The following is a 22,068-nucleotide window of genomic DNA, read 5'->3' on the forward strand; positions in this document are numbered from 1 at the left end:
GCCTCCCGGTAATCAGCGCTTCACTTTGCCGAGCAGGCGATCCGAAATGATCCGCTGCTGGATTTCTGACGTGCCTTCGAAGATCTTGGTCAGCCGCGCATCGCGCCAGAACCGCTCGACCGGGTGCAGCGTGGTGTACCCCGCCCCGCCCAGGATCTGCAGCGCCTCGCTGGTGACCCGCTCCGCCATTTCGGCGGCATAGAACTTCGCCATCGACGTCTGGATCGAGGCCGGTTCCTTCGCATCGATCAGCGCGCAGGAAAGATACATCAGCTGCCGCGCCGCCTCGATCTCGGTCGCCATCGTGGCGATCTTGAAGCGGATCGCCTGAAAATCGATGATCGGATTGCCGAATTGCACGCGTTCGCGGGCATAACCGATCGCATGATCGAGCGCCGCCTGCGCCAATCCGATCGACCGCGCGGCAGTGTGCGAGCGCGCCAGTTCAAGGCTTGCTGCGGCTTCCTGAAATCCGCGCCCGCTGCTGCGGGGCTGGCGCGGCGCGCGAACGCCTTCAAAGCGCAGTTCCCAGGTCTTCCAGCCGAAATAGCCGATCTTGGGAATGGGCGATCCGGTGACGCCTGCCGGCAATTGCCCGCGCGGCTTTTCCACGATCACGCTCACCGTCTCGGGCTTTTCGCTGGGGTTTGCAGGATCATCGACGCGGCACAGCACGCTGATGAAATCGGCCCCGTCGGCAAAGGTGCACCAGTACTTGTTGCCGGTGATCACCCAATCGTCGCCCTCGGGCCGCGCCTTGCACGCCACGCTTGAGAGGTCCGATCCGGTCTGCGGTTCGGAGAGCGCCGCCGCGCCCAGATACTTGCCCCTCGCCATCGCCTCGATCTTTGCGCGGCGCACATCGTCAGGCCCCTGGATGGAGCGGTAGAACGTGTTGCCGCGCGCAATCACGCTGGCGACGCTCATCCAGCCCTTGGCCAGTTCTTCGGCGACAAGGCAGTATTCCATGGCGCCGAGGCCGAGCCCGCCGAACTCCTCGGGAATCAGGATACCGAAAAAGCCGAGCTCGCCCATCTGCGCGATCAGTTCGGGCGGCATATCGCCTTTCTCGGGGTCCAGCCGGTCCGCCACCGGGCGCACCACGTCGCGTGTGAAATCCCGCGCCAGTTGCTGGATCATCTTTTGTTCGTCGGTAAGGATGGGGCTCATGCCTTGGCAGCCTTGATCTGATCAAGCACCGGCAGCAGATGCTTGAGAAACGCCTCGGGGTTCTCCGACATCGGGAAGTGCCCCATGTCGGGCATCATCGCCCAACTCGATCCGGCAATCGCCGCGTGCGCTTCCTGGCCGAGTTCGGCCGTGCCGCTGGCGTCATATTCACCCGAAAGGATGTGAACGGCCGTCCGGCTCGTATCGATCTTCTGCGCCAGCCCGCGCAGATCACAATCGGCGGTGTAGTAGTGCAGATCACCCCGGAAGGCTGGCGGCCAGCCCGACGCATAGACGTAGCTCGTCTCCTTGCGATAGGCTTCGGGCGAAGTCGGGCACATCAACGCATTCATCAGCCGCGCCTTGTATTCGTTGCTGACCTGCGGGTGCCACATCGCCTCGAGCGAAGCCGGATCACCCTCGACCTTGAGAGCGCCTTCGAGCGAGATCACCGCGCTGAACACTTGCGGATGGTGCAGCGCCAGATCGAGCGCAAGGAGCCCGCCTACCGAGCACCCCATGAACACCGGCCGGTCCAGTCCCAGCGCCTGCGCAAGGCCCACCGGCACCGCGCGCAGGAACGCGCCGGTCAACGCATATGTCTCGCTCCACCAGCTCGGGCCGACCGGAGGAAGCGACTTGCCGTGGAACGGCAGATCATAGGCAAACAGCCGGAAATGATCAGTGATTTCGCGGCATTCGAACAAGTGCCGCCACTGCGATCCGTGGCAACCCGCAGTATGTTGCAGCAGCAGCGGAATGCCCTGCCCCGCTTCCTCGAAGTAGATGCGGTGGTCCTGCCCCTCGATGGACAAGTGAATGTAGCGGCCGATAGGCGCATCAAACGTGCCCGAAGGCCGCGCCTCTTCGCGCTTTGCCGGTTCAGCAGCAGCGGGGCGAAGAAGTTCGACCAGCCGCATCAGCGCCGGATAATACTGCGCAAAATGTACGGGATCGGCTTCGAGCGTCATCTCGCCCATCGCGATCACCAGTGCCACGTCGTTGTAGAACCGGGGCGGCTTGGCGGCGAGCAAGCGCGACCAGATCTCGTCCGAGGCGGTGAGCGTAATCGTAGGCTGGGCGGCATCGGCGCCTGCTCCGCTGATCTTGCCGCCTTCGAGCACGAGGGCCAGTTTCCAGCTCTCCCCACGCAAGCAGACAGCCCCGCTCCAGTGGCGGGCGGCCAGCATGAACTCGCCGTCGGAAGTTGCAGCTGCCGCAAGCAAATGCGCGTCGGGCTTCATCAGTTTTGCCCCTCCGGTGTGAAGGCAATGGGCATGTGCATGATCGCGTTGAACCAGATGGTACGCAGATACCGGGGCTCTCCGGCGATCCGGAAATCGGGAATCCGCGTGACCACTTGCTTCAGCAGATGCTTGAGCTGGAGCGAGGCAAGTCGCGCCCCAAGGCACACATGTGGTCCAATGCCAAAAGCCAGATGACGCGATGCGTTGGCGCGGGTGATATCGAACCGGTCAGGGTCCGGGAACATCTCGGGATCGCGGTTGGCCGCGGCATAGGACAAGTAGATCTTATCGCCCGCCTTGACGGGATAGCCGCCGATCTCGGTATCCTGCGTTGCCGTGCGGCGAAACTTGATGACCGGGGGTGAGAAACGCAGCACTTCGTCGATCGCACCGGACAGGTACTTGTCGATGTCGCTTTGCAGAAGCGCATATTGATCGGGATGCTCTGTCATCAGCCGGATGAAATGCGTCGCGGTTGCACGGGTGGTTTCGTGGCCAGCGATGGACAGCAGCACGAAAAACATCGCAACTTCCTCGGGCGCGAGCCGGTCGCCATCGACGATCCCGTTGGCCACCCGGCTCATCATGCTGTCGTCGGGGCTTTCCATCTTCTTTGCAGCGAGCGCGGCACCATATTGTACCAGTTGCATAACGACCGCTTCGTGATCGCGGCTTTCCGATTCCGTATCCGCAGCGCCATTGCCGAGATCGAAGATCAAATCGCGGTCTTCGGACGGCACCCCGAGCAGTTCGCAGAAAGTATAGACCGGCAGCTTCGATGCGACATCGAACACGAATTCGCACGAACCCTTTGCCGCCACACTATCGATGATCTCGCCCGCAACGCGCACGATGTTCGGCTCGAACTCACTGATCACACGGGGCGTGAACACTGGCGTAACCAGCCGCTTGGTCCGGATATGGCGCTGGGGGTCCATGCCCATCATCCCGGCGCGTTGGCGTTCCAGATATTCGCCCCGGTAGTCCCAGATCGTCGGTCCACCCAGCCACGAGGAGAACAGCTCCTGATTGCGCGATACGGTATCGACATCCTTGTAGCGGGTCAGCACCCAGAAACCCTGATCGAGGCCGGCTCCTGCCTGCTTGGAAACGTAACTGCCAGCCTCGGGTGCCGGGTTCCAATGGACCGGATCCTCCCTGCGCCAGCGGGCAAACAGCTCGAACGGCGGGCCCTTCCCATCAGGGATCAGGTCGATATCCACCAGATTGGTGTTGAAATCAGCTTGCATCACAGTCTCTCGGTTCATGCTTTAGCGGGGAGCAATTGCATCGATGCGCGCGCGCCACGCGGCTATGCGGGGATACTGGGCGAGCAAGTCGCGCGCCTCGGCAGCATAGAGCAGCGCGCTCACTTGCGCGGTCACGGCCAGATCGGCCGCCGAAAGCGTGGTGCCTGCCAGCCAGTCGCGCCCATCAAGCATGGCATCGAGCGCAGCGAAATGGCGCCCCACATCAGCCACCACAACTTCACGCGCCTTGCGGCCAAGCCCTTGCGTCTTGACCAGCGCCCCTGCGCCTTCCAGCACCATGGTGCGCAGCGTATCGCGCGGTATGCCGGGCATCGTAACCATGAACTCGTCAAGCGCGCCTTCGAGGTTGTGTTCCCACGAAAGCCGCATGGTGATCTCGTAGAAATAGAGACTCTCGTCCGCCCAGTCCTCGATCACATGCGCCAGCGCCGCCTCACGCGGGGCTTGCGGGTAGAGCCCAGGAGCGGGATGCGCCGCTTCCAGCGCGATCAGGATATCGGTCGAATCCTGCGTCGCGGTGCCATCGATCACGATCGAGGGAAATTTGCCCGAGGCGCTGACATCGGCATACCTGCCCTGCGGCACGGCGGCCCGTTCGACCTCGTGGATCTCGAACGGCACCTGCTTGTAGTTCAGCGCGCGGCGCACCTTCTCGGAAAACGGCGAGGAAGCAAGCTGATAGAGCGTAATCACTGTCCGCCTCCCTGAAGCTCGCCGATCACGCGCATCACATCATATTTAGCAGCGTCCTCGGTCCACGGCGCCTGCGCGGCGAAGGCTGTTTCGATCTCGTCCCAGCGCCGCCGCGCTGCCACGGCAGAGACGGCATGACTGACGACATAGAAATCACCCCGCATTGTCCCATCGACTGCCGCCTTGGCGACGACATCGGCGGGCATGCCTTGCCCCAGAATCTTGCCGCCAAATTCACTCGCCGCCGGATCGGCAGGCCCCCACGGGCTGTGGCGCTGGCTGTGGTGCAAATCCGTGGCAGTGAGGCCTGGGCAGAACGCGCTGATTGAAATGCTCTCCGGCAATTCGGCCCGGAAAATCTCGCAAAGGCCCAGCGCCGCATGTTTGGAGGCAGTGTAGAAGCCGCTGCCCGGATGCTGGAAGCCCAGCGCATGTTCGGAGGCCGTCACGCAGAGGCGGCCCGGTCGGTCCGCTGCCATCAGGCGCTTCGCGAAGACCGAAACGGTGTTCCAAACGCCCCGGCTGTTGATGCCGAACACCCAGTCAAACTGCTCCGGTGTGCCATTGATCAGCACCCCGCCAAACGAGACACCGGCATTGGCAAAGACAAGATCGACCGGCCCGAGCGTCGATTCCACCCGGTCTGCCAGCGCCGCCACCGACGCGTGGTCTGACACATCGCATTTGGTGGCGAGCGCCGGTCCGCCAAGGTCCGCGGCCACCGCCATCGCCCGGTCGAGATCCAGGTCCGCCACCATGACCCGGCAGCGCCGCGCGGCCAGTTCTTCGGCGATGGCCCGTCCGATCCCGGACGCGCCTCCCGTGACGACGGCGACTTTGCCAACGAGATCCATGCCTTGCTCTCCCATCACAGCTTGATCGTCACGCATTTGAGCTGCGTGTAGTGGTGCAGCGCCTCGATGCCTTTTTCGCGCCCGTAGCCGCTGGCCTTCATGCCCCCGAGCGGGGTTTCCACACCGCCTGCCTGATATTCGTTGATGTAGATCTGCCCGGCCTCGACCGCTGCCGCGACCCGGTGTGCGCGGCTGAGGTTCTGAGTCCATATCCCGGCGGCAAGGCCATATTCCGTGTCGTTGGCGATACGAACCGCCTCAGCCTCGTCCTCGAAGGGGATGACCACGAGAACGGGTCCGAACACTTCCTCGCGAGCGATACGCATCTCGTTGTTTACATCGACATAGACGGTGAGCGGCATGAACCAGCCCTCACCCCATTCGGCCCGGCTCTCCACCGCGCCGCCCACCAGCGCGCGTGCGCCTTCGGAACGGGCGGTCTCGAACCACTCGCTTACCCGCTCATATTGCGCGCGGGTGGTCAGCGCGCCGACCATGCAATCCGCGCCTGGCCCGATCTTGATGGTTGGAATCGCCGCCTTCAGCCCTTCGAGCACCGCATCATAAACGGAACGCTGCACCAAGAGCCGCGTGCCGGCGAGGCAGACTTGCCCGGCATTGATCGCAAAGCCCCGGATCGCGCCCTGCACCGCATCGGCCAAGTTGGCGTCCTCAAAGATGATGTTGGGCGATTTTCCGCCCAATTCGAGCGTGAGCGGAATGATCCGGTCCGCCGCGATATGTCCGATCTGTCGGCCAGCCCGCACGCTGCCGGTAAAAGCAAGCTTGCGCACCAGCGGATCGCCGACCAGCGCCGCGCCGCAATCGGGACCATTGCCGAGGACGACATTGAACACGCCCGGCGCGATCCCCGCCGCCTCGCACGCCAGCCGCGCCACCGCAACACTGGTGCCCGAGGTGAACTCGGAAGGCTTGAGCACGACGGCGTTGCCCGCTGCCAGCGCCGGAGCCACCGCGCGCGCAGCCTGATTGAGCGGCGCGTTCCAAGGCGTAATCACACCCACCACGCCAAACGGCTCGCGGCTGGTGTAACTGTGATAGCCGGAGCCTAGATCGATCTTCTCACCCTGAAACAGGTTCACGAGGCCCGCGTAATACTCGAAATATTGCGCAGCAATTTCGATTTCGGCGCTGGCCTGCCACGCGGGCTTGCCGGTTTCGGCGCCTTCGATCGCGGCGAGCTCGCCCACGTTTTCGCGAATGACCCGCGCGAGCGCCGATAGCTGGCGGCCGCGCTCGATCGGGCGGCACGAACGCCATGCCGGCGCGGCCGCGCTGGCCGCAGCCGTCGCACGCGCGATATCTGCGGCATTGCCCAGCGCAACCCGCGCGCCGATGCTGCCCTGCGCGGGCTGCGCGGCATCAAGGTAGGCACCGCTGGCCGGGGGCACCGATTGCCCGCCAATGAAGTGATCCCAGGTCTGCTGCGTCATGCTACGGGTTCCTTGAGGCTGGCGGCATTCGCGGTGATGGCCTGATGAATTGCAAGCGTGCGCCGCGCCTCTTCGAGGTGCAGCAATTCCACCATCTTGCCCTGCACCTTGAGCACGCCCGCCCCGGCTGCCTCGGGCGCGGCGAAGGCGTCGACCACGACCTGAGCCCAGCCGACCGCATCTGCAGCAGGGCTGAACGCGGGGTTGGCCGTCTCGATCTGGCTGGGGTGGATCAGCGTCTTGCCATCGAAGCCCATCGCCGCGCCTTGCGCGCATTGCTGCGCCAAACCGGCCGGATCGTCGAGCGGGTTGAACACCCCATCAAGCACCGAGAGGCCATGGGCGCGGGCGGCGGCCAGCATCAGGAACAGCCCCGGCGCCAGCGCACTGCGCCCCGTATCGAGCACGCAGCGCAGTTCCTTGGCGAGATCGTTGGTCCCCGCAACGAACAGATCGAGCCGCGTATCCTTGGAAGCCGCAGCGATTTCCTCCAGACGGAACATCGCGGCGCACGTCTCGATCATCACCCACAGCCGGGTATCGCCGCCCAGCAAGGCATCAGCCGCGCGGACCTCGTCTGCCGAACTCACCTTGGGCACCAGCACGGCGGCAGCGCCGCAATTGCCAAACACCGCCAGATCATCGCCGCCCCACGGCGTGTCGAGGCCATTCACGCGCACGACCACTTCGCGCGGGCCAAATCCACCATCCGCGAGCGCCGCCGCGACGGCATCGCGCGCGGGGACTTTGGCATCAGGGGCAACCGCGTCTTCGAGATCAAGGATCACCACATCGCAGGGCAGGCCGCGCGCCTTCTCCATCGCCCGCGCGTTGCTGCCGGGCATGTAGAGCGCGCTGCGGCGCGGGCGGCTTTGGCGGTGCTCAGAGGCCATAGAGCTCCGCCTTGTCGAGCGTGTTGCGCACGAGGCGAAGCGAAGCGACGTCCACCATCACGCCGTCCACTTGCGCAGCACCAAGGCCCTGCGCCTCGGCCTCGCGGTAAGCGGTCTCCAGCTTGCGCGCGAAAGCAACCTCCGACGGATCGGGCGAGAACACTTCGGTTGCGAGCGCGATCTGTGCCGGGTGAATGGCCCACTTGCCGACCATGCCGAGCGATTTTGCGCGCTTGGCTTCGGAGAGATAGCCCTCCGGGTTGCCGAAATTGGCATAAGGCCCGTCCACCGCGTCGATCCCCGCAGCGCGCGCCGCCATGGCGATGCGGAAGCGGGCATAGTGGAAGATGTCACCCGGAAAGTCGCCCGTTCCGCCGATGTCGCGGGTGTCGATCCCCTGCGAGCCCGAGTAATCGCCCATGCCGAACACGAGGCATTCAAGGCGCGGGGTGGAGCGGGAGATGTCCTCCACGTTCTGCAATGCCTGCACTTCCTCGATCAGCACTTCGATGCCGATCGACTTTTCAAGGCCCAGCTTCTTTTCGAGCTGGGTGAGCATCCGGTCGAGGAAGATCACGTCGGCCGCCGAGTACGGCTTGGTCAGCATGATCGTATCGAGATTTGCGCCGGCACCGGTCACCACTTCTATGATATCGTCGTGGCACCACTGGGTGGAAACATCGTTGATCCGCACGCAGCGGGTCTTCTTGCCCCAATCCAGCGTGTTGAGCGCGTTTATGATCTTGCCGCGCGCTTCCACTTTGGCCGAGGGGGCGACCGCGTCTTCCAGATCGCAAAACACGTGATCGGCGGCCGATCCAGCGGCCTTGGCAAGCATCTTCTCGCTGCTGCCGGGTACGGAAAGCTGACAACGGCGGGCGCGGCGGGGACGGGTCATGCTACAGGTTCCTTCAGGCAGGTTCGGCGCGCAGCGCCAGGATTTCGGCAATGGCCGCTTCGGAAAGGCCGGCATGGCGCAATTCCTGCTCGGTATGTTCGCCCAGCAAAGGCGCGCGGTGGCGCACGCGGCCCGGCGTTTCGGTCATCTTGATCGGCACACCGGCAATGCGGATCGGAGTGGAGCCGGGTTGCTCGACCTCCACGATCATCTCGCGCGCGGCGAAATGCGGATCAGCCTCGATCTCGGCAATATCCTGCACCGCGCCAAACGGTATACGCCCGCCCAGCATCTGCTTGAGCTCGGCCTTGGTGAAGCGCGCAGTTTGCGCGCTGAGCAAGCCGATCAGCACATGGCGATTTTCGGACCGCAGCGCATAGCTGCCAAAGCGCGGATCGGCGGGCAGCTCGGCGCAGCCGAGTTTCTGGCAGAGCACGCCGAAATAGCTGTCCTGCTGCGCAGCAATGGTGATGAAACCATCGCGCGCGGGATACATGCCGAAGGGGCAGAGGAACGGATGGTGGTTGCCCTCCGGCCTTGGCACTTGCCCCAGAACCGAGTGCTGCCACACGATCCGCTCGCTGATCGCAAGCACGGCATCCGTCATCGCGACATCGACGAACTGGCCCTGCCCGGTGCGCCGCGCATGGTGGATCGCCGCCAGCACGCCAAAAGCCAGCATCATGCCCGGGATCGTATCCCCCACGCCGGGGCCAACTTTGGTGGGCGTATCGGTATCAGGGCCAGTAACCCCCATGATCCCGCCCATGGCCTGCGCCACCACATCGAATGCGGGCCAATCGCTGTAGGGCGAAGCGCCGGTCCGCGCGTCGCCAAAACCGCGCAGCGCCCCATAAACAAGCTTCTGATTGATCTCGCGCAGCACTTCATAGCCAAGGCCGAGCTTCTCCAGCACACCCGCGCGGAAGTTTTCGACCACCGCATCGGCATCCACGATCAGCGCCTTGAGCGCGGCCACACCCTGCGGGGTCTTGAGATCAAGGCAGACGCTTTTCTTGTTGCGGCAGATCGACTGGAAATATCCGCCCAACACGCGCTCGCTGTCATCCTGGCGATAAGGTCCGCTCAGCCGGGTCATGTCACCCGCCGGTGCCTCCACCTTGACCACGTCGGCCCCGTGATCAGCCAGCATCATCGTGCCGAAGGGCCCTGCCAGCATCTGGGTCAGGTCGATGATCCGGATATCGGCGAGCGCGCCCGTACGCGGGGAAACCGTGCTCATCGCCGAGCCCAGTGGCTCTTGCGCTTGATCAGCGCGCGCCGGTCGACTTGCGCGATCTGCTCGTCGCGCTGGTTGAACCCGTAGTGCCGGAAAGTGACGATGCCGGCGTCGTCCTGGCCTGCATCTTCCTTGCTCAACACTTCAGTGAAAGCATAGATCGTGTCGCCATGAACAACCGGCTTCGAGAGCCGGATATTGTCGAGCCCCAGTTCAGCCAGCGCATTTTCCACGCAGTCCTGGCTCGAAAGGCCCAGCACGATCGAGAAATTGACCCCGCCATAGGAAATGATCTGCCCGAATGGCGTCTTGCTCATCGCGTCTTCGTTGAAGTGCCCGTGCGCGGTGTTCATCACCATGTTTGTGATGTAGACATTCTCGAGCGGCGTGACGGTCTTGCCGCGCGCGTGGCGGATCTTCGCGCCGACTTCGAAATCCTCGAAATAGTTGTCGTCGCTGGTCAGGCTGGCAAGCTGCATGATCATGCTTTCTCGCTGATGGGATGGCGCAGCCGCACCAGGTTCGAGCGGCGGAAGCTGACAATCAGGTCGCCGTTCTCATCCCGCCCTTCGGTGCGCCAGGTCACGATGCCGTTGGCCGGATTGCTATCCGATACGCGCGCATCGACCGTTTCGCTCTGCGCCATGAGCGTGATCCCGGGATAGACCTGCCGGTGATAGACCAGATCGTGCACGCCCAGAAATGGCCCGCCGATCTCGCTGCAGTCCTCGACACTGAGGCCAAGCACCACATTGAACACAAGCTGCGGGTTCACGACAATATCGGGATGCCCGTGCGCCTTGGCATAGGCGCGATTGGTGTAGAGCGGATTATAGGAGAGCGTCAGAACCGAGAAATTGACCGTATCGGATTCGAAGATGGTTCGGCCCCAGTGGTGCGGTTTTACTTCGCCGATGGTGAAATCTTCAAACAGCCGACCGCGCGCACGCAGTCTGGCCGACGCAATTATGTCGGAACTCATACCTAGCCTTCCTCTCTCGCGATCAGGATGCGGCCAAGTCTGCGCGGGGGCAATGCGCCTTGAAAGGCCCAGGCCTATTCATTGCATATGTAATTCCGGAGCAGCCTACCGACAGCTGCCCCTGCACCGCCTGCGCTCAATCGGGCAGCAAAACCATCTTCAGCGCGCCTGCCTCGCGCGCCTCGAACATGCGGTAAGCTTCGGCTCCGTCGCTCAGCGGCAGGCGGTGGCTGATATAGCGTTCGGGCTTCAGGCGGCCCGACTGTACCAGCGGAAACAGCGCGGGCAGTTCCTCGGGCACCGAACACGTGCCCACGCGGAAAGTAAGCCCGGCAGCAAACGCGCGCTCCAGCGGGAAGGGAAAGCGCCGCGATTGCTGCACGCCGATGACCGAGACCGTGCCGCGCGGCCGTACGATGCGCAGCGCGAAGTCCACGGTGGCATCATGGCCCACCACTTCGACCACGCAATCGAGCTTTCGGCCCTTGGTGTCCGCCTTGATCCGCTCCAGCGCTTCATCGGGGTGCAGCGCGATGGCCCCAGCCTGCTCAGCCAGCGCGCGCCGTTCGGGCACCGGATCGATCGCATAGACGACGTGCGCGCCCATCACCCAAGCGCTGTCCACTGCCATCAGGCCGATGGGGCCAAGCCCGATCACCGCAACCGAACTGCCGGGCCGCACATCCGCCTCGCGCACGCCAAACCATGCGGTGGCGAGCGCGTCGGTCATCAGCAGAGCTTGCTCCATGCTGACGCCTTCGGGCACCTTCACCGCGTTCATGTCGGCGGCGGGCACGCGCACCGCTTCGGCCTGCGAGCCCTGCAGCTTTGATGAAAGTCCGTAGCACGAGCCCAGACCAAACTCGCAAAGGTTGACCACCCCCGCAAGGCACGAGCGGCACCGTCCGCAGCCCACCGCGCCGGGGAGCATGACCTTGTCCCCCACCTTGAGCCGCTGGACGCCGCTGCCGATCTCGACCACCTCGCCCACCGCCTCGTGGCCGACGCAGAAGCCCACGTCCTCCGAGAAGCCGTGGCCGTGGTAGATGTGCAGGTCAGACCCGCAGATCGAGCAGGCCTCGACCTTGACCACCGCTTCCGCCACCGATTGCGGCGCGGGATCGTCCATCGCTTCAAAGCGTACGTCGCGCGCGCCATAATATCTCAGGGCCTTCATGCTGTGCTCTCCCCTTACCGCTCGTTCATCGCGACATATTCCTTGATCTTCTGCTTGCCGAGCTGGCTCATGTGAACCTCGTCCGGCCCGTCTGCGATCCGCACAAAGCGGTTGAGCGTGAAGAACCCGGCGATCGGCGTATCGTCCGAAACGCCCATGCCGCCGTGAACCTGAATGGCCCGGTCACAGACGGTCTGCGCCATTTGCGGCGCAACGACCTTGATCGCGGCGATCAGATCCTTGGCAACCACATTGCCGTAGCGGTCCATGGCATCGGCGGCTTTCAGCGTGAGCAACCGCGCCATCTCGATCTCGCAGAAGCTCTTGGCCACGTCCTGCCGGATGCTCGATTGCTCGGCCAGCTTCTTGCCGAAAGCCACCCGGGTGTCCGCCCGCCGCGCCATGATTTCCAGCGCGCGCTGCGCCTGCCCGATCGAGCGCATACAGTGGTGGATGCGGCCCGGCCCGAGGCGGCCTTGCGCGATCTCGAAGCCGCGCCCTTCGCCGAGAATGAGGTTCTCCTTCGGCACCCGCACATTGTCGAAGCGCAGCTCGCATTCGCCGCCTGGCGAATTGTGCGATCCGAACACGGTCTGGTGGCGCACGATGGTGATGCCGCGGGTTCCGGGCTCGACAAGGATGGTCGAATGCTGGCTATGGCGCGGCCCGTCGAAGCGGGTCTTGCCCATCACGAGCCAGATCGTGCATTTCGGATGCATCGCATTGGAAATCCACCACTTGCGCCCATTGAGCACATAGTGATCCCCATCCAGCGTGATCGACATCTCAAGGTTCGTGGCATCCGAGGAGGCAACTTGCGGCTCGGTCATCACGTAGGCCGAGCGGATCTCGCCCGCAAGCAGCGGCCTCAGCCACTTCTCCTGCTGCGCCGGACTGCCGAACTTGGCCAGCACTTCCATGTTGCCGGTATCGGGGGCCGAGCAATTGAACACCTGTGATGCCCAAGGCACCCTGCCCATCAGTTCGGCAAGCGGCGCATATTCCAAGTTGGTGAGCCCCGGCGAAAAGGCCCCGTACTCGTGCGGCAGGAACAAGTTCCACAGCCCCTGCGCGCGCGCCTTGCCCTTGAGCGCTTCCATCCCCGGCCATTCCTGCCACAGGTTCGCCGGATCATGGACGAAGTCGTGATAGGCCTGCTCCGCCGGATAGACGTGCTCTTCCATGAAGGCGCCGACTTTGCTCAGCAGGTCCTTCACCTTGTCGCTATGTTCGAAATTCATCTGGTTGATCCTTCTGGACTTAAAGCGACAGGCCGCCATCGACGACGAGCGTATGGCCAGTGACATAGGCGGCGAGCGGCGAGGCTAGAAACACAGCGGCCACACCCATGTCGCCGGGCGAACCCAATCGCCGCTGCGGGATGGTGGCAAGCGCGCCCGCCAGCCGCTCCGGGTGCTGCGTGGTGACTTTGGTCAGCTTGGTATCGACAAGGCCCGGGGCAAGGCCGTTGACGCGGATGCCCTCCGGCCCCCACGCTTGGCCCAGCGTTTTGGTGAGGCTGATGGCAGCGGCCTTGGAAGCGGCATAAGCCGGATTGCCCACGTTGGCCTTGAAGCCTGACACCGAGCTGACGATGGTCACGCTGCCCTTCGTTTCCAGCAGCTGCGGTTTGAACTTGCGGGCGCAGTGCATCACGCTGTCGAGATTGACCGCGATGACCTTGTCCCACCCTTCCCGCTCGAACTCGCCGCGTTTGTAGACCACCGTGCCCTGGCACAGCACCAGCACGTCAAGGCGCGCAAACGGCTGCGGCGCGGCTTCGATCGCATCGGGATCGCTGACATCGACACAGGTGTAACCAAGGCCCGAAAGATCAGACCCATCCGCCGCATCATAATCCGCAGGATCAGCGCGCGTACCCCAGACATGCACGGCCGCGCCGCGCGCGCAGAAGGCATGGGCAATGCCATTGCCGATCCCGCTCGATCCGCCCACAACCAGTACGTTCTTGCCGGTAAAATCCGTGTCATCGATCATTCAGGCTCTCCGATCAGCCAATGCGCCGCAGCGCACGTTCAAACAGGGCAATGGTCTTGGCATGGAGCAGATCGCCCGTTTCACGCGGAGCCTTGCCGGCGCAGGCGCGGGCGTGTGTGCCCTCCAGAATGATGCCAAGCTTGTAGCAGGCAAGCACGACGTACCAGTCGATCGCAGAGCAGTCGCGGCTCGAACGCGCGGCATAGTGAGCAACCAGTTCGTCGGATGAAGGGAACCCTGCCCAAGGCGTGACCGCCACATCGGCCGCGCCGGGGGTATCGTGTTCCGGCCAAGTTGCGATCATCCAGCCCAGATCGAGCAACGGATCACCCAATGTCGCCAGTTCCCAATCGACAATTGCGGCAAGTTCGCCGCTTTCGTAGGAGAACATCACGTTGGCCAGATGATAGTCGCCGTGGAGAATGCCTGGCGTGAAGCTGGTGGGGCAATGGTCTTCCAGCCAGCGCGCAACCGTCGCTACGCCCGGAATTTTGTTAGGCCCGGTCCAGCCTGCAAACTGCGTGTAGCTTTCCAGCTGCGCCTGCCAGCGCGGCACTTGCCGGGTGAGGAACCCGTCCGGCTTGCCGAAGCTCTCAAGTCCGCAGCTGCGATAGTCGAGCGCGCCGAGTGCGGCGATCCCTTCGACCATGGCCAGGCCCATGCGGCGGCGGATCGCAGGTGAGCCCGCGTGCAGCGGCGGCATGTGGCTCACCGCATTGAAACCGGCCACCGGCTCCATCAGATAAAACGCCGCGCCAATCACTTCGGGATCGCCGCAGGTCGCAATCAGCCCGGGATGCGGCACTGCGCTGCCGGCCAGCGCTGCCAGCAACCGCGCCTCGCGTCGCATCGTCTCGTTCGAATTGTCGCGCAGATGCGGCGGCGGTCGGCGCAGGACATAGCTGCGCCCCGCCCGGTCGAAGCGCAGCAGCACGTTCTGCGTGCCGCCGCCGATGGGCATGACCTGCTCCAGTGGCGCTCCGGTGCCCAGCCCCTCGCTATCCATCCATTGCGCAAGCGCACCCAGCGGCACGCCCGACACTTGCCTCTCTTCCGTCACACCGATTCTCTCCGGCATTCCCTGATTTATCCATATGGATAATGCGTTTGACGTAAACCCGAGTCAACGGCTATTTGTCCAGCAAGATGTCCCGCCCCGAACTTGCCCCACGCAGCGATGCGGCAGAAACCATCAAGGAGGCGGCGCTGCGCCTCTTTGCCGAGCGCGGGATCGACGGCGTTACTGTCCGCCAGATTGCCGAGGCGGCGGGGCAAAAGAACCATGCGGCAGTCGGCTACCACTTCGGCTCGAAGGACGAACTGGTCCGTGCGGTGATCGTCCACGGCGCGCGCCTGATCGACGATCTGCGCTGCGCCATGCTCGATGCGGCCGAGGCTGCGGGCGGCCCCGCGACTGTGACCGAAGTCGTACGCCTGCTGGTCGAATCCTCGCTGCCGCCAGTTTCACCGCCATGGAGCGACTGCTACAGCCGCTTCGTCGTTGTGCTTCAACTCGCCAACCGCGCACTGTTCATGGACGCCTTGGAAGGCCGCTGGAACGCCGGCTACCTGAGGTGCCTCGATCATATCCGGCGGCTGCGCCCAGACATGCCCGCGCCGTTGATGAACCAGCGCCTGCTGTTCCTCGGCGCGGCGCTTGGCGGCGTCCTCGCCTCGCGCGAACGAGAACTGGCCGATACCTCCCGCGATCACCCTACATGGCGCGATCCCGGCACACTGGACCACGCCATTCATGCGCTGTCTGCAATGGTAGAGGCAGACTGAGGGACGCCAGCCCTCATCGAGCACGCACCATTTGGCATCCAATGCCCGCTTTTTGGCGCAATTTGTCGGTTTTTATCCTGACGATCCGTGTATGATATGGAGCAGGAGACAGGAGACGCCCGCACAGCAGATGCAGGCGCCCGCCAAGAGGAGCCGAGGCATGATCAGGCTGAGCGGGAATGCCATAGCTTTGGCGAGGCATTGGCCCGCGTGAGCTATGCCAATCCACCCAGTCCATTGCCTCAAGCCCATGCTGGCACGCTGCGACAGTTCGTGCGCTATGCCGAAACCACAGGCCTCGACCTTAACGCCTGTCTTGATACCGAACTAGCCGGTTGGGCAAGGCGCGCTGCCCAACTTGAGACCGTACCCGCGCATGTGATGGTCGATATCCTGGAGGTCTGTTCGGTTGCCGGGGTGCGCCCGGATCTCGGCATCGCCTTTGCCGCCTGGAGCAATCCGCGTGGCTTCGGCCCGCTCAGCCTGCTCTGGGATCATTGCCCGACGTTTGGCGAAGTCGTGCGCATTACCAGCCGCTACCTGCACCTCGAGAACCAGGCGCTCGGTTCGGTGGTGGAGCGCGAGGGCGATGACGTGTGCCTGCGCCATTTCACGGCGGTTCCGGCGCAGTTCGGCAGCCAGCAGTTCATGGAGGCGATCCTGGCGCTTGATGTCCGTTTGGCGCGGATGATGTTTGGCGAACGGTGGGCGCCGATCCGGCTGCAATTGACCTGCGCCCCCCCTCGCATCGAGCGTTTCCGCCGCAGCTACTTTGCCTGCCCGATCGAGTATGGCGCGCTGCGCAATGCAATGGTCATCCGCCAGGAAGACATGGACCGGGCGCAACCCCATGCGAATGCCTCGATGCTGGCCTATCTCGAATCGCAGCTCGACAGGATCGCGCGCAGCCGTCCGAATGGCCTCGTCGAACAGGTCGAGCAGGCAGTGCTGGCCAACCTCCCCGGTGGCACAGCCAACCTCGACCTCATCGCGCAAATGCTGGTGCAGAGCCGCCGCACGCTGCAGCGGCGGCTGGGTGAAGAGGGCCACAGCTTTGCCAGTATCGTGCTGGAGGTGCGCAAGCGCGTGGCGGAAGAGTATTTTTCCAGCGAGCCGCGCCCCCAGTTGACCGAGCTCGCCTATCGGCTGGGCTTTGCCGACGCGACAATCGCTGGCCGCTTTCTTGCGGCACATCTGCGCCCCGCGCGCGTGATGCGCCGCAAGCGCGCGTCCGCACCGCGCGACATCGCAACAGAGGTGCACTAGAAATGGACTCGCATGCCATCGGGGCGACTGCGCCGCCGCTGCTCGAAATCACGATCGGCGCAGCCTTGCGCCGGGCCGCGGCGGACTGGGGCGATGCCACAGCCCTTGTTTCCTGCGCGGAAGGCCTGCGGCTGAGCTGGCGCGAACTCGATGCACGGGTCGACCGGCTGGCGGCGGGACTACTGGCACGAGGGCTTGAGCCCGGCGACCGCGTCGCCATCTGGGCCCCCACCTCGGCCGCCTGGACTCTGTTGCAGTTCGCCACTGCGCGCGCTGGGCTGATCTTCGTCACCTTCAATACCGCCTATCGCCGGTCTGAACTCGCGCATGTTCTGGCGCTTTCGGGCGCCCGCATGCTGGTGAGCGCGGCCGGCTTCAAGGCGATAGACTATGCGGCAGAGCTTGCAGCAGTGGATGCGCTGGCGCTTGAATTCCGGGTCATGCTCGATGCACCCCCGCCACCCGGCTGGCTTGCCTTCGATGCCTTGTTCGCCCCGGCGGATGCGGTGTTCGAAGGCACCGACGGGCAGCCGGACGATCCGGTCAACATCCAGTTCACCAGCGGCACCACCGGGCGTCCCAAGGGCGTCACGCTCTCGCACCGCAATATTCTGAACAACGGCGATGCGGTTGGCCGCAATGCCGGGGTCAAAGTGGGGGACCGGGTCTGCATCCCGGTACCACTGTTCCACTGCTTCGGGATGGTGATGGGCAATCTCGCCTGCCTCACGCACGGGGCCACCATGGTCTACCCAGCCAGCGCTTTCAGCGCCGAGGCGACACTGCGCGCGATTGCCGACGAGGGCTGCACCCATTGCTACGGTGTGCCGACGATGTTCATCGCAATGCTCGATGCGCTCGATCACATGGCCTGCGACCTTGCATCGCTGCGCGGCGGCATCATGGCCGGATCGACCTGCCCGGTCGAGGTCATGCGCCGCGTGGCTGACCGCATGAACATGCACGAGGTGACGATCGCCTACGGCATGACCGAGACCAGCCCGGTGAGCACGCAGACCCTGCCAGACGATCCCTTCGAGGCCCGGATTGCGAGCGTTGGCCGGGTGCTGCCGCATATCGAGATCAAGATCGTCGATCAGGCGGGCGAGATCGTGCCGCGCGGGGTTCAGGGCGAACTGTGTACGCGCGGATATTCGGTCATGGCGGGATACTGGAACGACCCCGAAGCGACCCGGCGTGCCATCGATGCCGACGGGTTCATGCATTCGGGCGATCTCGCGGCAATGGACGAGCAAGGCTATGTAGCGATCACCGGGCGGTCAAAGGACATGATCATCCGTGGCGGCGAGAACATCAGCCCGCGCGAGATCGAAGAGCACCTCTATACCCACCCGGCGGTTCAGGATGTCGCCGTGATCGGCGTTCCGGATAGCAAGTTCGGCGAGATCGTCGTGGCCTGGATCATTGCAGCGGCAAATCACGCGCCCAGCGAAGCCGATATCCTGGCACACTGCCGCGGCACCATTGCGCATTACAAGGTGCCCGCGCGCGTCCGCTTCGTTGCGGAACTGCCGATGACACCCTCCGGCAAGATCCAGAAGTTCATCATGCGCAGCATTGAAACAGGAGGCGAGACATGAGCCGGTTCTTTGGCCCACCAACCCAGCACGGGGTCGTAGTGCCCTCGCTTGAGGCTGCCATAGCCTACTGGACCGAAGTGGTCGGTGCCGGCCCCTTCTTCATGATCGGGCAGCCACCGCACACGAGCTTCCACATCGGTGATACGCCTGCCGACGAGCCGAAGATGCGCATCGCGATGGGCAACTGGGGCGACATGCAGATCGAGTTGATCGAACCGCAGGGCGATGGCCCGGCGACCTGGCACCAGTTTCTGCGCAAGCGCGGAGGCGGCCTGCACCACACTTCGGTGTGGACTGAGGACTACGATGCGATGATCAACGCCGCACGGCAGCGCGGGCTCGCCGTCGAAGTTGCGGGCCTGCTCGCCAACGGCGTGCGTTACACCTATTTCCAGTCGCCATCCCCTTGCGATCCGCTCGTCGAAGTGAGCGAGCTCCTGCCCGATGTCGCCGCAATCTATGCCTTCATCCGCGAGGCTGCGATCGACTGGGACGGGTCGGATCCCGTTCGGCAGTTCGGCTGAAAAGACTACCCGCCAGAGGAGCGCCCCATGAAAAGAAACATGACGGATCTGACTGTTGCTGCCGACAAGGCGCTGACCCGGCTGACCAACCCGCTGCACCGCAAGATCGCCGCCAACTACCGGCTTCACGCCATGCTTGAGGTATCCGGCCGCTGGGAGGAAATCTTCGCGCCGGACATGACCGTCGGACACCCATTCTACCGCATCGCGGAAACATCTGGGCTGATCGAGCTGGACGGGCGCGAACAGGTACAGACCTTCTACAAGAGCCTAGTCGAAACCGAGACCACCGTGATGATCCTCGACCATGAGGAACTGCTGATCGATGACTGGGGCTTCAGCTCCGAAGCGCTCTATAACACCTACCTGACCGGTGAACAGGCGATTGCCCGCTGCATTGCCGGGGCCGAGCCAGGCAAGAAGTACATCGAGCAGCGCTGGGTCTGCATGATGTGGCCCTATGATTCCGAGGGGCGCATGATCGGTGAACGCGTCTATCCCGCCCCGACGAGGGTGCTCGTCGAATGCGCGGACGAAGATTTTCTGACGGTCGAGGATGCCCGGAACACGTTTGGGCCATTGATCAGACAGGCGCAGGATGAATTGAGAGCTTCGGTCGGCTGAAGCCGGCGCTTTAAATGCAAACGCAGTCCCGCAAGAAGGACTGCAATCCCGGAGAGACAAGGCCATGGCCTGCTGCGCTTTCGCGATCTACCTGGTTTCCATACTGATCTGGCCGCTGCGACGCTTGCTGCGTTTCGGCAGACCGCCGCGCTGGCAGGCCGATGCCGCCGTGGAATGGAAGCCGGGACAGTCGATGCCGGTGCAGCATGCGCGGCGGCGCGTGACCAGAGCGGCAGTCGCGCTCGGTCTGGGCGGTGTGCTCGCCGCCAGTGCCGGCGCGGCCGTAAGCGCACCAGCTTACGGCGGTGACACCGCGCTGCGGCAGACAATCATGAACACGCTATGCGGCACATTCGGGGGAAGCAGACCATGAACACCCTTGCCTTGAACTTCACGCCCGACCGTCTGCCTAAGACGCGAGGGCTCACTGGACCGGCCACTGCCCGGATCCAGCGCCGCACGGTGATGCTCTGGCTGTTGATGGTCGCGATCGGCTTCCTGCCGCAGATCCTCAATCTCTCCCCAGCGCTCAAGGCTGCGGGGCTCGGCCTGTGGCTGCCGGGCGGCGGCTTTCTTGCCCTGGGCGGCTGGTACACCTTGCTCCTGCCACTGACACTGGTGCTGTTCCTTGCGTCGCTGATTGCCTGGTTCTGGGCCGGTGCGGTCGTAGCGCCAGTGCTGGTCTGGCTGGCCGCTGCCGGGATCGCCAGTCTGCTCGCAGGCGAAGACAGCGGGTGGAGCCTTGCCCCGTTCGCTTCGGCCGGCCTGATCGTGACCGGCGCGCTGGCGCTGCGCGCCCGCAACCGGGCAGCAGCACAAGCCGGGGCACTACGGGCCAGTGCGCGTGAGGCCTTCCTGCCGCAATCGCTGGCCGAAGTACGCGTGATGCAGGCCGCGCAGCCTGATCCCTGCCGCCGCGAACTCACCCCCGATCAGATCACCCGGTTGCGCTATCTGCTCGATCGCACGCTGCAACCGGTCGAGAGCTTCGACGGCTTCACCATCATCGACCAGTTCCAGCCTGCGGCGCTGCGCTACCAGATCAACCATATGGGCTTTGCGCTCGCTATCGCGCAGGCCCAATACCTGCCCAGCTTCGGCGGCTACATGCGGCAGGCCCAGCGCAACCTGATCGAGAAGTACCTGCAGCGAAAGGTGTGGGACTACTGGGTTCTGGAAAGCTGCTGGGGACACCTCAACTTCACCGACTGGGATCCGGCCAAGCGCGACAACATCATGCTGACGGGATGGTTCGGGGCGCATGTTGGCGGCTATATGCTTGCCAGCGGCGACCACAGCTACCTCGAGCCCGGCAGCCTGACTTTCAGGCTCAACGACCGAAAAGCATGGCCGCATGATTTCCGCACGCTGATCGGATCCGTAAACCAGAACTATGGAACCGCCGAGTTCGGCCAGTACGCCTGCGAACCGAACTGGATCTATCCGATCTGCAACCACTACGGCATGCTCTCGCTCGCGTCGCATGACGCTTTGCTGGGAACGCACCTGGTGGACCGTCATCTTCCGGCATGGCTCCATGGGCTGGAAACCGAGTTCACCGATGCTGCCGGATCAACCATTGGTCTCCGCTCGCAATACACTGGCCTGCCCGTGCCCTTCCCGGTTGGCGAGGCAGGCTATTCCTATTTCGAGAACGCCTTCCTCCCCGAACGCGCGCGCCAGCAATGGGCGATCGCGCGCAAGGAGCTGGAACCGCTGATCGCGAGCGACGCCGATGGCGAATGGCTCCGGCTGCCCGGCGAAGGGCTCGATGCCGGGAACTATCGCCCGGGCCACGGCGGCACGCTCTCGGGCATCCTCGTGGCCGCGCGCGAATTCGGCGACCGCCGCATCGCCGATGCTGCGCTCGCCGGTCTCGAACGGTGCTGCCTGCCCGCAATCGATGATGGCGTGCATCGCTACCGCAAAGGCTCGAACATCGCCAATGCAACTGCCGTGATGGGCGCCCTGATGGAAACCGGCGACTTTGCCGCGACCTTCACGCAAGGTGCACCTCGCACCTGCCTTGAAGGGCCGAAGATAGAAGCAACCGCCTATCCGGACGTGCTTGTCGCCCGCGCCTGGAGCGACGGAACGGGACTGGAAGCCGTACTCTACCCTGGTCAGGCAGGGGGACTCCAGACGATTCCCATCTCCAACCTCCGGCCTGGTGCCCGCTACCTCGTTCGCGGCGCTGCATCAGGCGAACTCCGCGCCGATGGAAGCGGTAATGCTTCGCTTGCGGTCATGCTGTCAGGCCGGACTGAATTCGTCCTTGATCCGGAATGAAAGCATAGCCGCCCGATCATAGGCAAGGTTCAATTGCCTCTCCATGGCGTCATCCGAGCTACCTCCCGATCTACAACTTATGTTATAAATCAGAATGATCTT

Annotated in this window: 22 protein-coding genes; 7 read left to right on the forward strand and 15 right to left on the reverse strand. The window is 63.9% G+C overall.

What is annotated here, in order from left to right:
• Positions 1–12: 12 nt before the first annotated feature.
• The 15 genes from CFE35_RS09700 to CFE35_RS09770 all read right to left on the reverse strand — a co-directional run bounded on the left by CFE35_RS09700 (position 13) and on the right by CFE35_RS09770 (position 14,955).
• Entirely contained in the window at positions 13–1,170 is a 1,158-nt protein-coding gene (locus CFE35_RS09700; protein ID WP_292930385.1) for an acyl-CoA dehydrogenase family protein, read from the reverse strand.
• Complete coding sequence (locus CFE35_RS09705; RefSeq protein WP_292930386.1) at positions 1,167–2,414, reverse strand: alpha/beta hydrolase; 1,248 nt, start codon at positions 2,412–2,414, stop codon at positions 1,167–1,169. The genes CFE35_RS09700 and CFE35_RS09705 overlap by 4 nt, the downstream gene beginning before the upstream one ends.
• Complete coding sequence (locus CFE35_RS09710) at positions 2,414–3,667, reverse strand: cytochrome P450 (protein ID WP_292930387.1); 1,254 nt, start codon at positions 3,665–3,667, stop codon at positions 2,414–2,416. The genes CFE35_RS09705 and CFE35_RS09710 overlap by 1 nt, the downstream gene beginning before the upstream one ends.
• A 21-nt stretch (positions 3,668–3,688) precedes the next feature.
• Positions 3,689–4,381 carry a glutathione S-transferase family protein gene (locus CFE35_RS09715; RefSeq protein WP_292930388.1) on the reverse strand — a complete coding sequence of 231 codons (693 nt, stop codon included), beginning with the start codon at positions 4,379–4,381 and terminating at the stop codon, positions 3,689–3,691.
• Entirely contained in the window at positions 4,378–5,235 is an 858-nt protein-coding gene (locus tag CFE35_RS09720) for an SDR family NAD(P)-dependent oxidoreductase (RefSeq protein ID WP_292930389.1), read from the reverse strand. The genes CFE35_RS09715 and CFE35_RS09720 overlap by 4 nt, the downstream gene beginning before the upstream one ends.
• 14 nt (positions 5,236–5,249) lie before the next feature.
• Positions 5,250–6,689, reverse strand: coding sequence for an aldehyde dehydrogenase family protein (locus CFE35_RS09725; protein WP_292930390.1), 1,440 nt, complete (start codon positions 6,687–6,689; stop codon positions 5,250–5,252).
• Positions 6,686–7,582: a CoA ester lyase gene (locus CFE35_RS09730; RefSeq protein WP_292930391.1), complete on the reverse strand. Its 897-nt coding sequence runs from the start codon at positions 7,580–7,582 to the stop codon at positions 6,686–6,688. The genes CFE35_RS09725 and CFE35_RS09730 overlap by 4 nt, the downstream gene beginning before the upstream one ends.
• Complete coding sequence (locus CFE35_RS09735; RefSeq protein WP_292930392.1) at positions 7,572–8,480, reverse strand: CoA ester lyase; 909 nt, start codon at positions 8,478–8,480, stop codon at positions 7,572–7,574. The genes CFE35_RS09730 and CFE35_RS09735 overlap by 11 nt, the downstream gene beginning before the upstream one ends.
• A gap of 13 nt (positions 8,481–8,493) precedes the next feature.
• Positions 8,494–9,723 carry a CoA transferase gene (locus tag CFE35_RS09740; RefSeq protein ID WP_292930393.1) on the reverse strand — a complete coding sequence of 410 codons (1,230 nt, stop codon included), beginning with the start codon at positions 9,721–9,723 and terminating at the stop codon, positions 8,494–8,496.
• Positions 9,720–10,205 (reverse strand): MaoC family dehydratase, encoded by a 486-nt coding sequence (locus CFE35_RS09745; RefSeq protein WP_292930394.1) that lies wholly within the window; start codon positions 10,203–10,205, stop codon positions 9,720–9,722. The genes CFE35_RS09740 and CFE35_RS09745 overlap by 4 nt, the downstream gene beginning before the upstream one ends.
• Positions 10,202–10,702 (reverse strand): MaoC family dehydratase, encoded by a 501-nt coding sequence (locus CFE35_RS09750; RefSeq protein WP_292930395.1) that lies wholly within the window; start codon positions 10,700–10,702, stop codon positions 10,202–10,204. The genes CFE35_RS09745 and CFE35_RS09750 overlap by 4 nt, the downstream gene beginning before the upstream one ends.
• A gap of 136 nt (positions 10,703–10,838) precedes the next feature.
• The gene (locus CFE35_RS09755; RefSeq protein ID WP_292930396.1) at positions 10,839–11,879 is read right to left on the reverse strand and encodes an alcohol dehydrogenase family protein; all 1,041 of its coding nucleotides are present in this window, start codon (positions 11,877–11,879) and stop codon (positions 10,839–10,841) included.
• A gap of 14 nt (positions 11,880–11,893) precedes the next feature.
• Positions 11,894–13,120 (reverse strand): acyl-CoA dehydrogenase family protein, encoded by a 1,227-nt coding sequence (locus CFE35_RS09760; protein WP_292930397.1) that lies wholly within the window; start codon positions 13,118–13,120, stop codon positions 11,894–11,896.
• Positions 13,121–13,139: 19 nt separating this feature from the next.
• Positions 13,140–13,877, reverse strand: coding sequence for an SDR family oxidoreductase (locus tag CFE35_RS09765; protein WP_292930398.1), 738 nt, complete (start codon positions 13,875–13,877; stop codon positions 13,140–13,142).
• Between the two features lie 13 nt (positions 13,878–13,890).
• A complete protein-coding gene (locus tag CFE35_RS09770; RefSeq protein ID WP_292930399.1) occupies positions 13,891–14,955 on the reverse strand; it encodes a phosphotransferase family protein in 1,065 nt (354 codons plus the stop codon).
• A 68-nt stretch (positions 14,956–15,023) separates the two neighbouring features.
• Here CFE35_RS09770 and CFE35_RS09775 point away from each other — a divergent pair, with 68 nt between their 5' ends.
• The 7 genes from CFE35_RS09775 to CFE35_RS09805 all read left to right on the forward strand — a co-directional run bounded on the left by CFE35_RS09775 (position 15,024) and on the right by CFE35_RS09805 (position 21,966).
• Complete coding sequence (locus CFE35_RS09775) at positions 15,024–15,662, forward strand: TetR/AcrR family transcriptional regulator (protein ID WP_292930400.1); 639 nt, start codon at positions 15,024–15,026, stop codon at positions 15,660–15,662.
• Between the two features lie 381 nt (positions 15,663–16,043).
• Positions 16,044–16,928 carry an AraC family transcriptional regulator ligand-binding domain-containing protein gene (locus tag CFE35_RS09780; protein ID WP_292930401.1) on the forward strand — a complete coding sequence of 295 codons (885 nt, stop codon included), beginning with the start codon at positions 16,044–16,046 and terminating at the stop codon, positions 16,926–16,928.
• 2 nt (positions 16,929–16,930) lie between these two features.
• Positions 16,931–18,529, forward strand: coding sequence for an AMP-binding protein (locus CFE35_RS09785; protein WP_292930402.1), 1,599 nt, complete (start codon positions 16,931–16,933; stop codon positions 18,527–18,529).
• Positions 18,526–19,053, forward strand: coding sequence for a VOC family protein (locus tag CFE35_RS09790; protein WP_292930403.1), 528 nt, complete (start codon positions 18,526–18,528; stop codon positions 19,051–19,053). Before CFE35_RS09785 ends, CFE35_RS09790 begins: the two co-directional genes overlap by 4 nt.
• 39 nt (positions 19,054–19,092) lie before the next feature.
• The gene (locus CFE35_RS09795) at positions 19,093–19,677 is read left to right on the forward strand and encodes a hypothetical protein (protein ID WP_292930404.1); all 585 of its coding nucleotides are present in this window, start codon (positions 19,093–19,095) and stop codon (positions 19,675–19,677) included.
• A 64-nt stretch (positions 19,678–19,741) separates the two neighbouring features.
• Complete coding sequence (locus CFE35_RS09800; RefSeq protein ID WP_292930405.1) at positions 19,742–20,050, forward strand: hypothetical protein; 309 nt, start codon at positions 19,742–19,744, stop codon at positions 20,048–20,050.
• Positions 20,047–21,966 carry a hypothetical protein gene (locus CFE35_RS09805; protein WP_292930406.1) on the forward strand — a complete coding sequence of 640 codons (1,920 nt, stop codon included), beginning with the start codon at positions 20,047–20,049 and terminating at the stop codon, positions 21,964–21,966. Before CFE35_RS09800 ends, CFE35_RS09805 begins: the two co-directional genes overlap by 4 nt.
• Positions 21,967–22,068: the final 102 nt, after the last annotated feature.

The organism is Novosphingobium sp. PASSN1 (assembly GCF_002278815.1).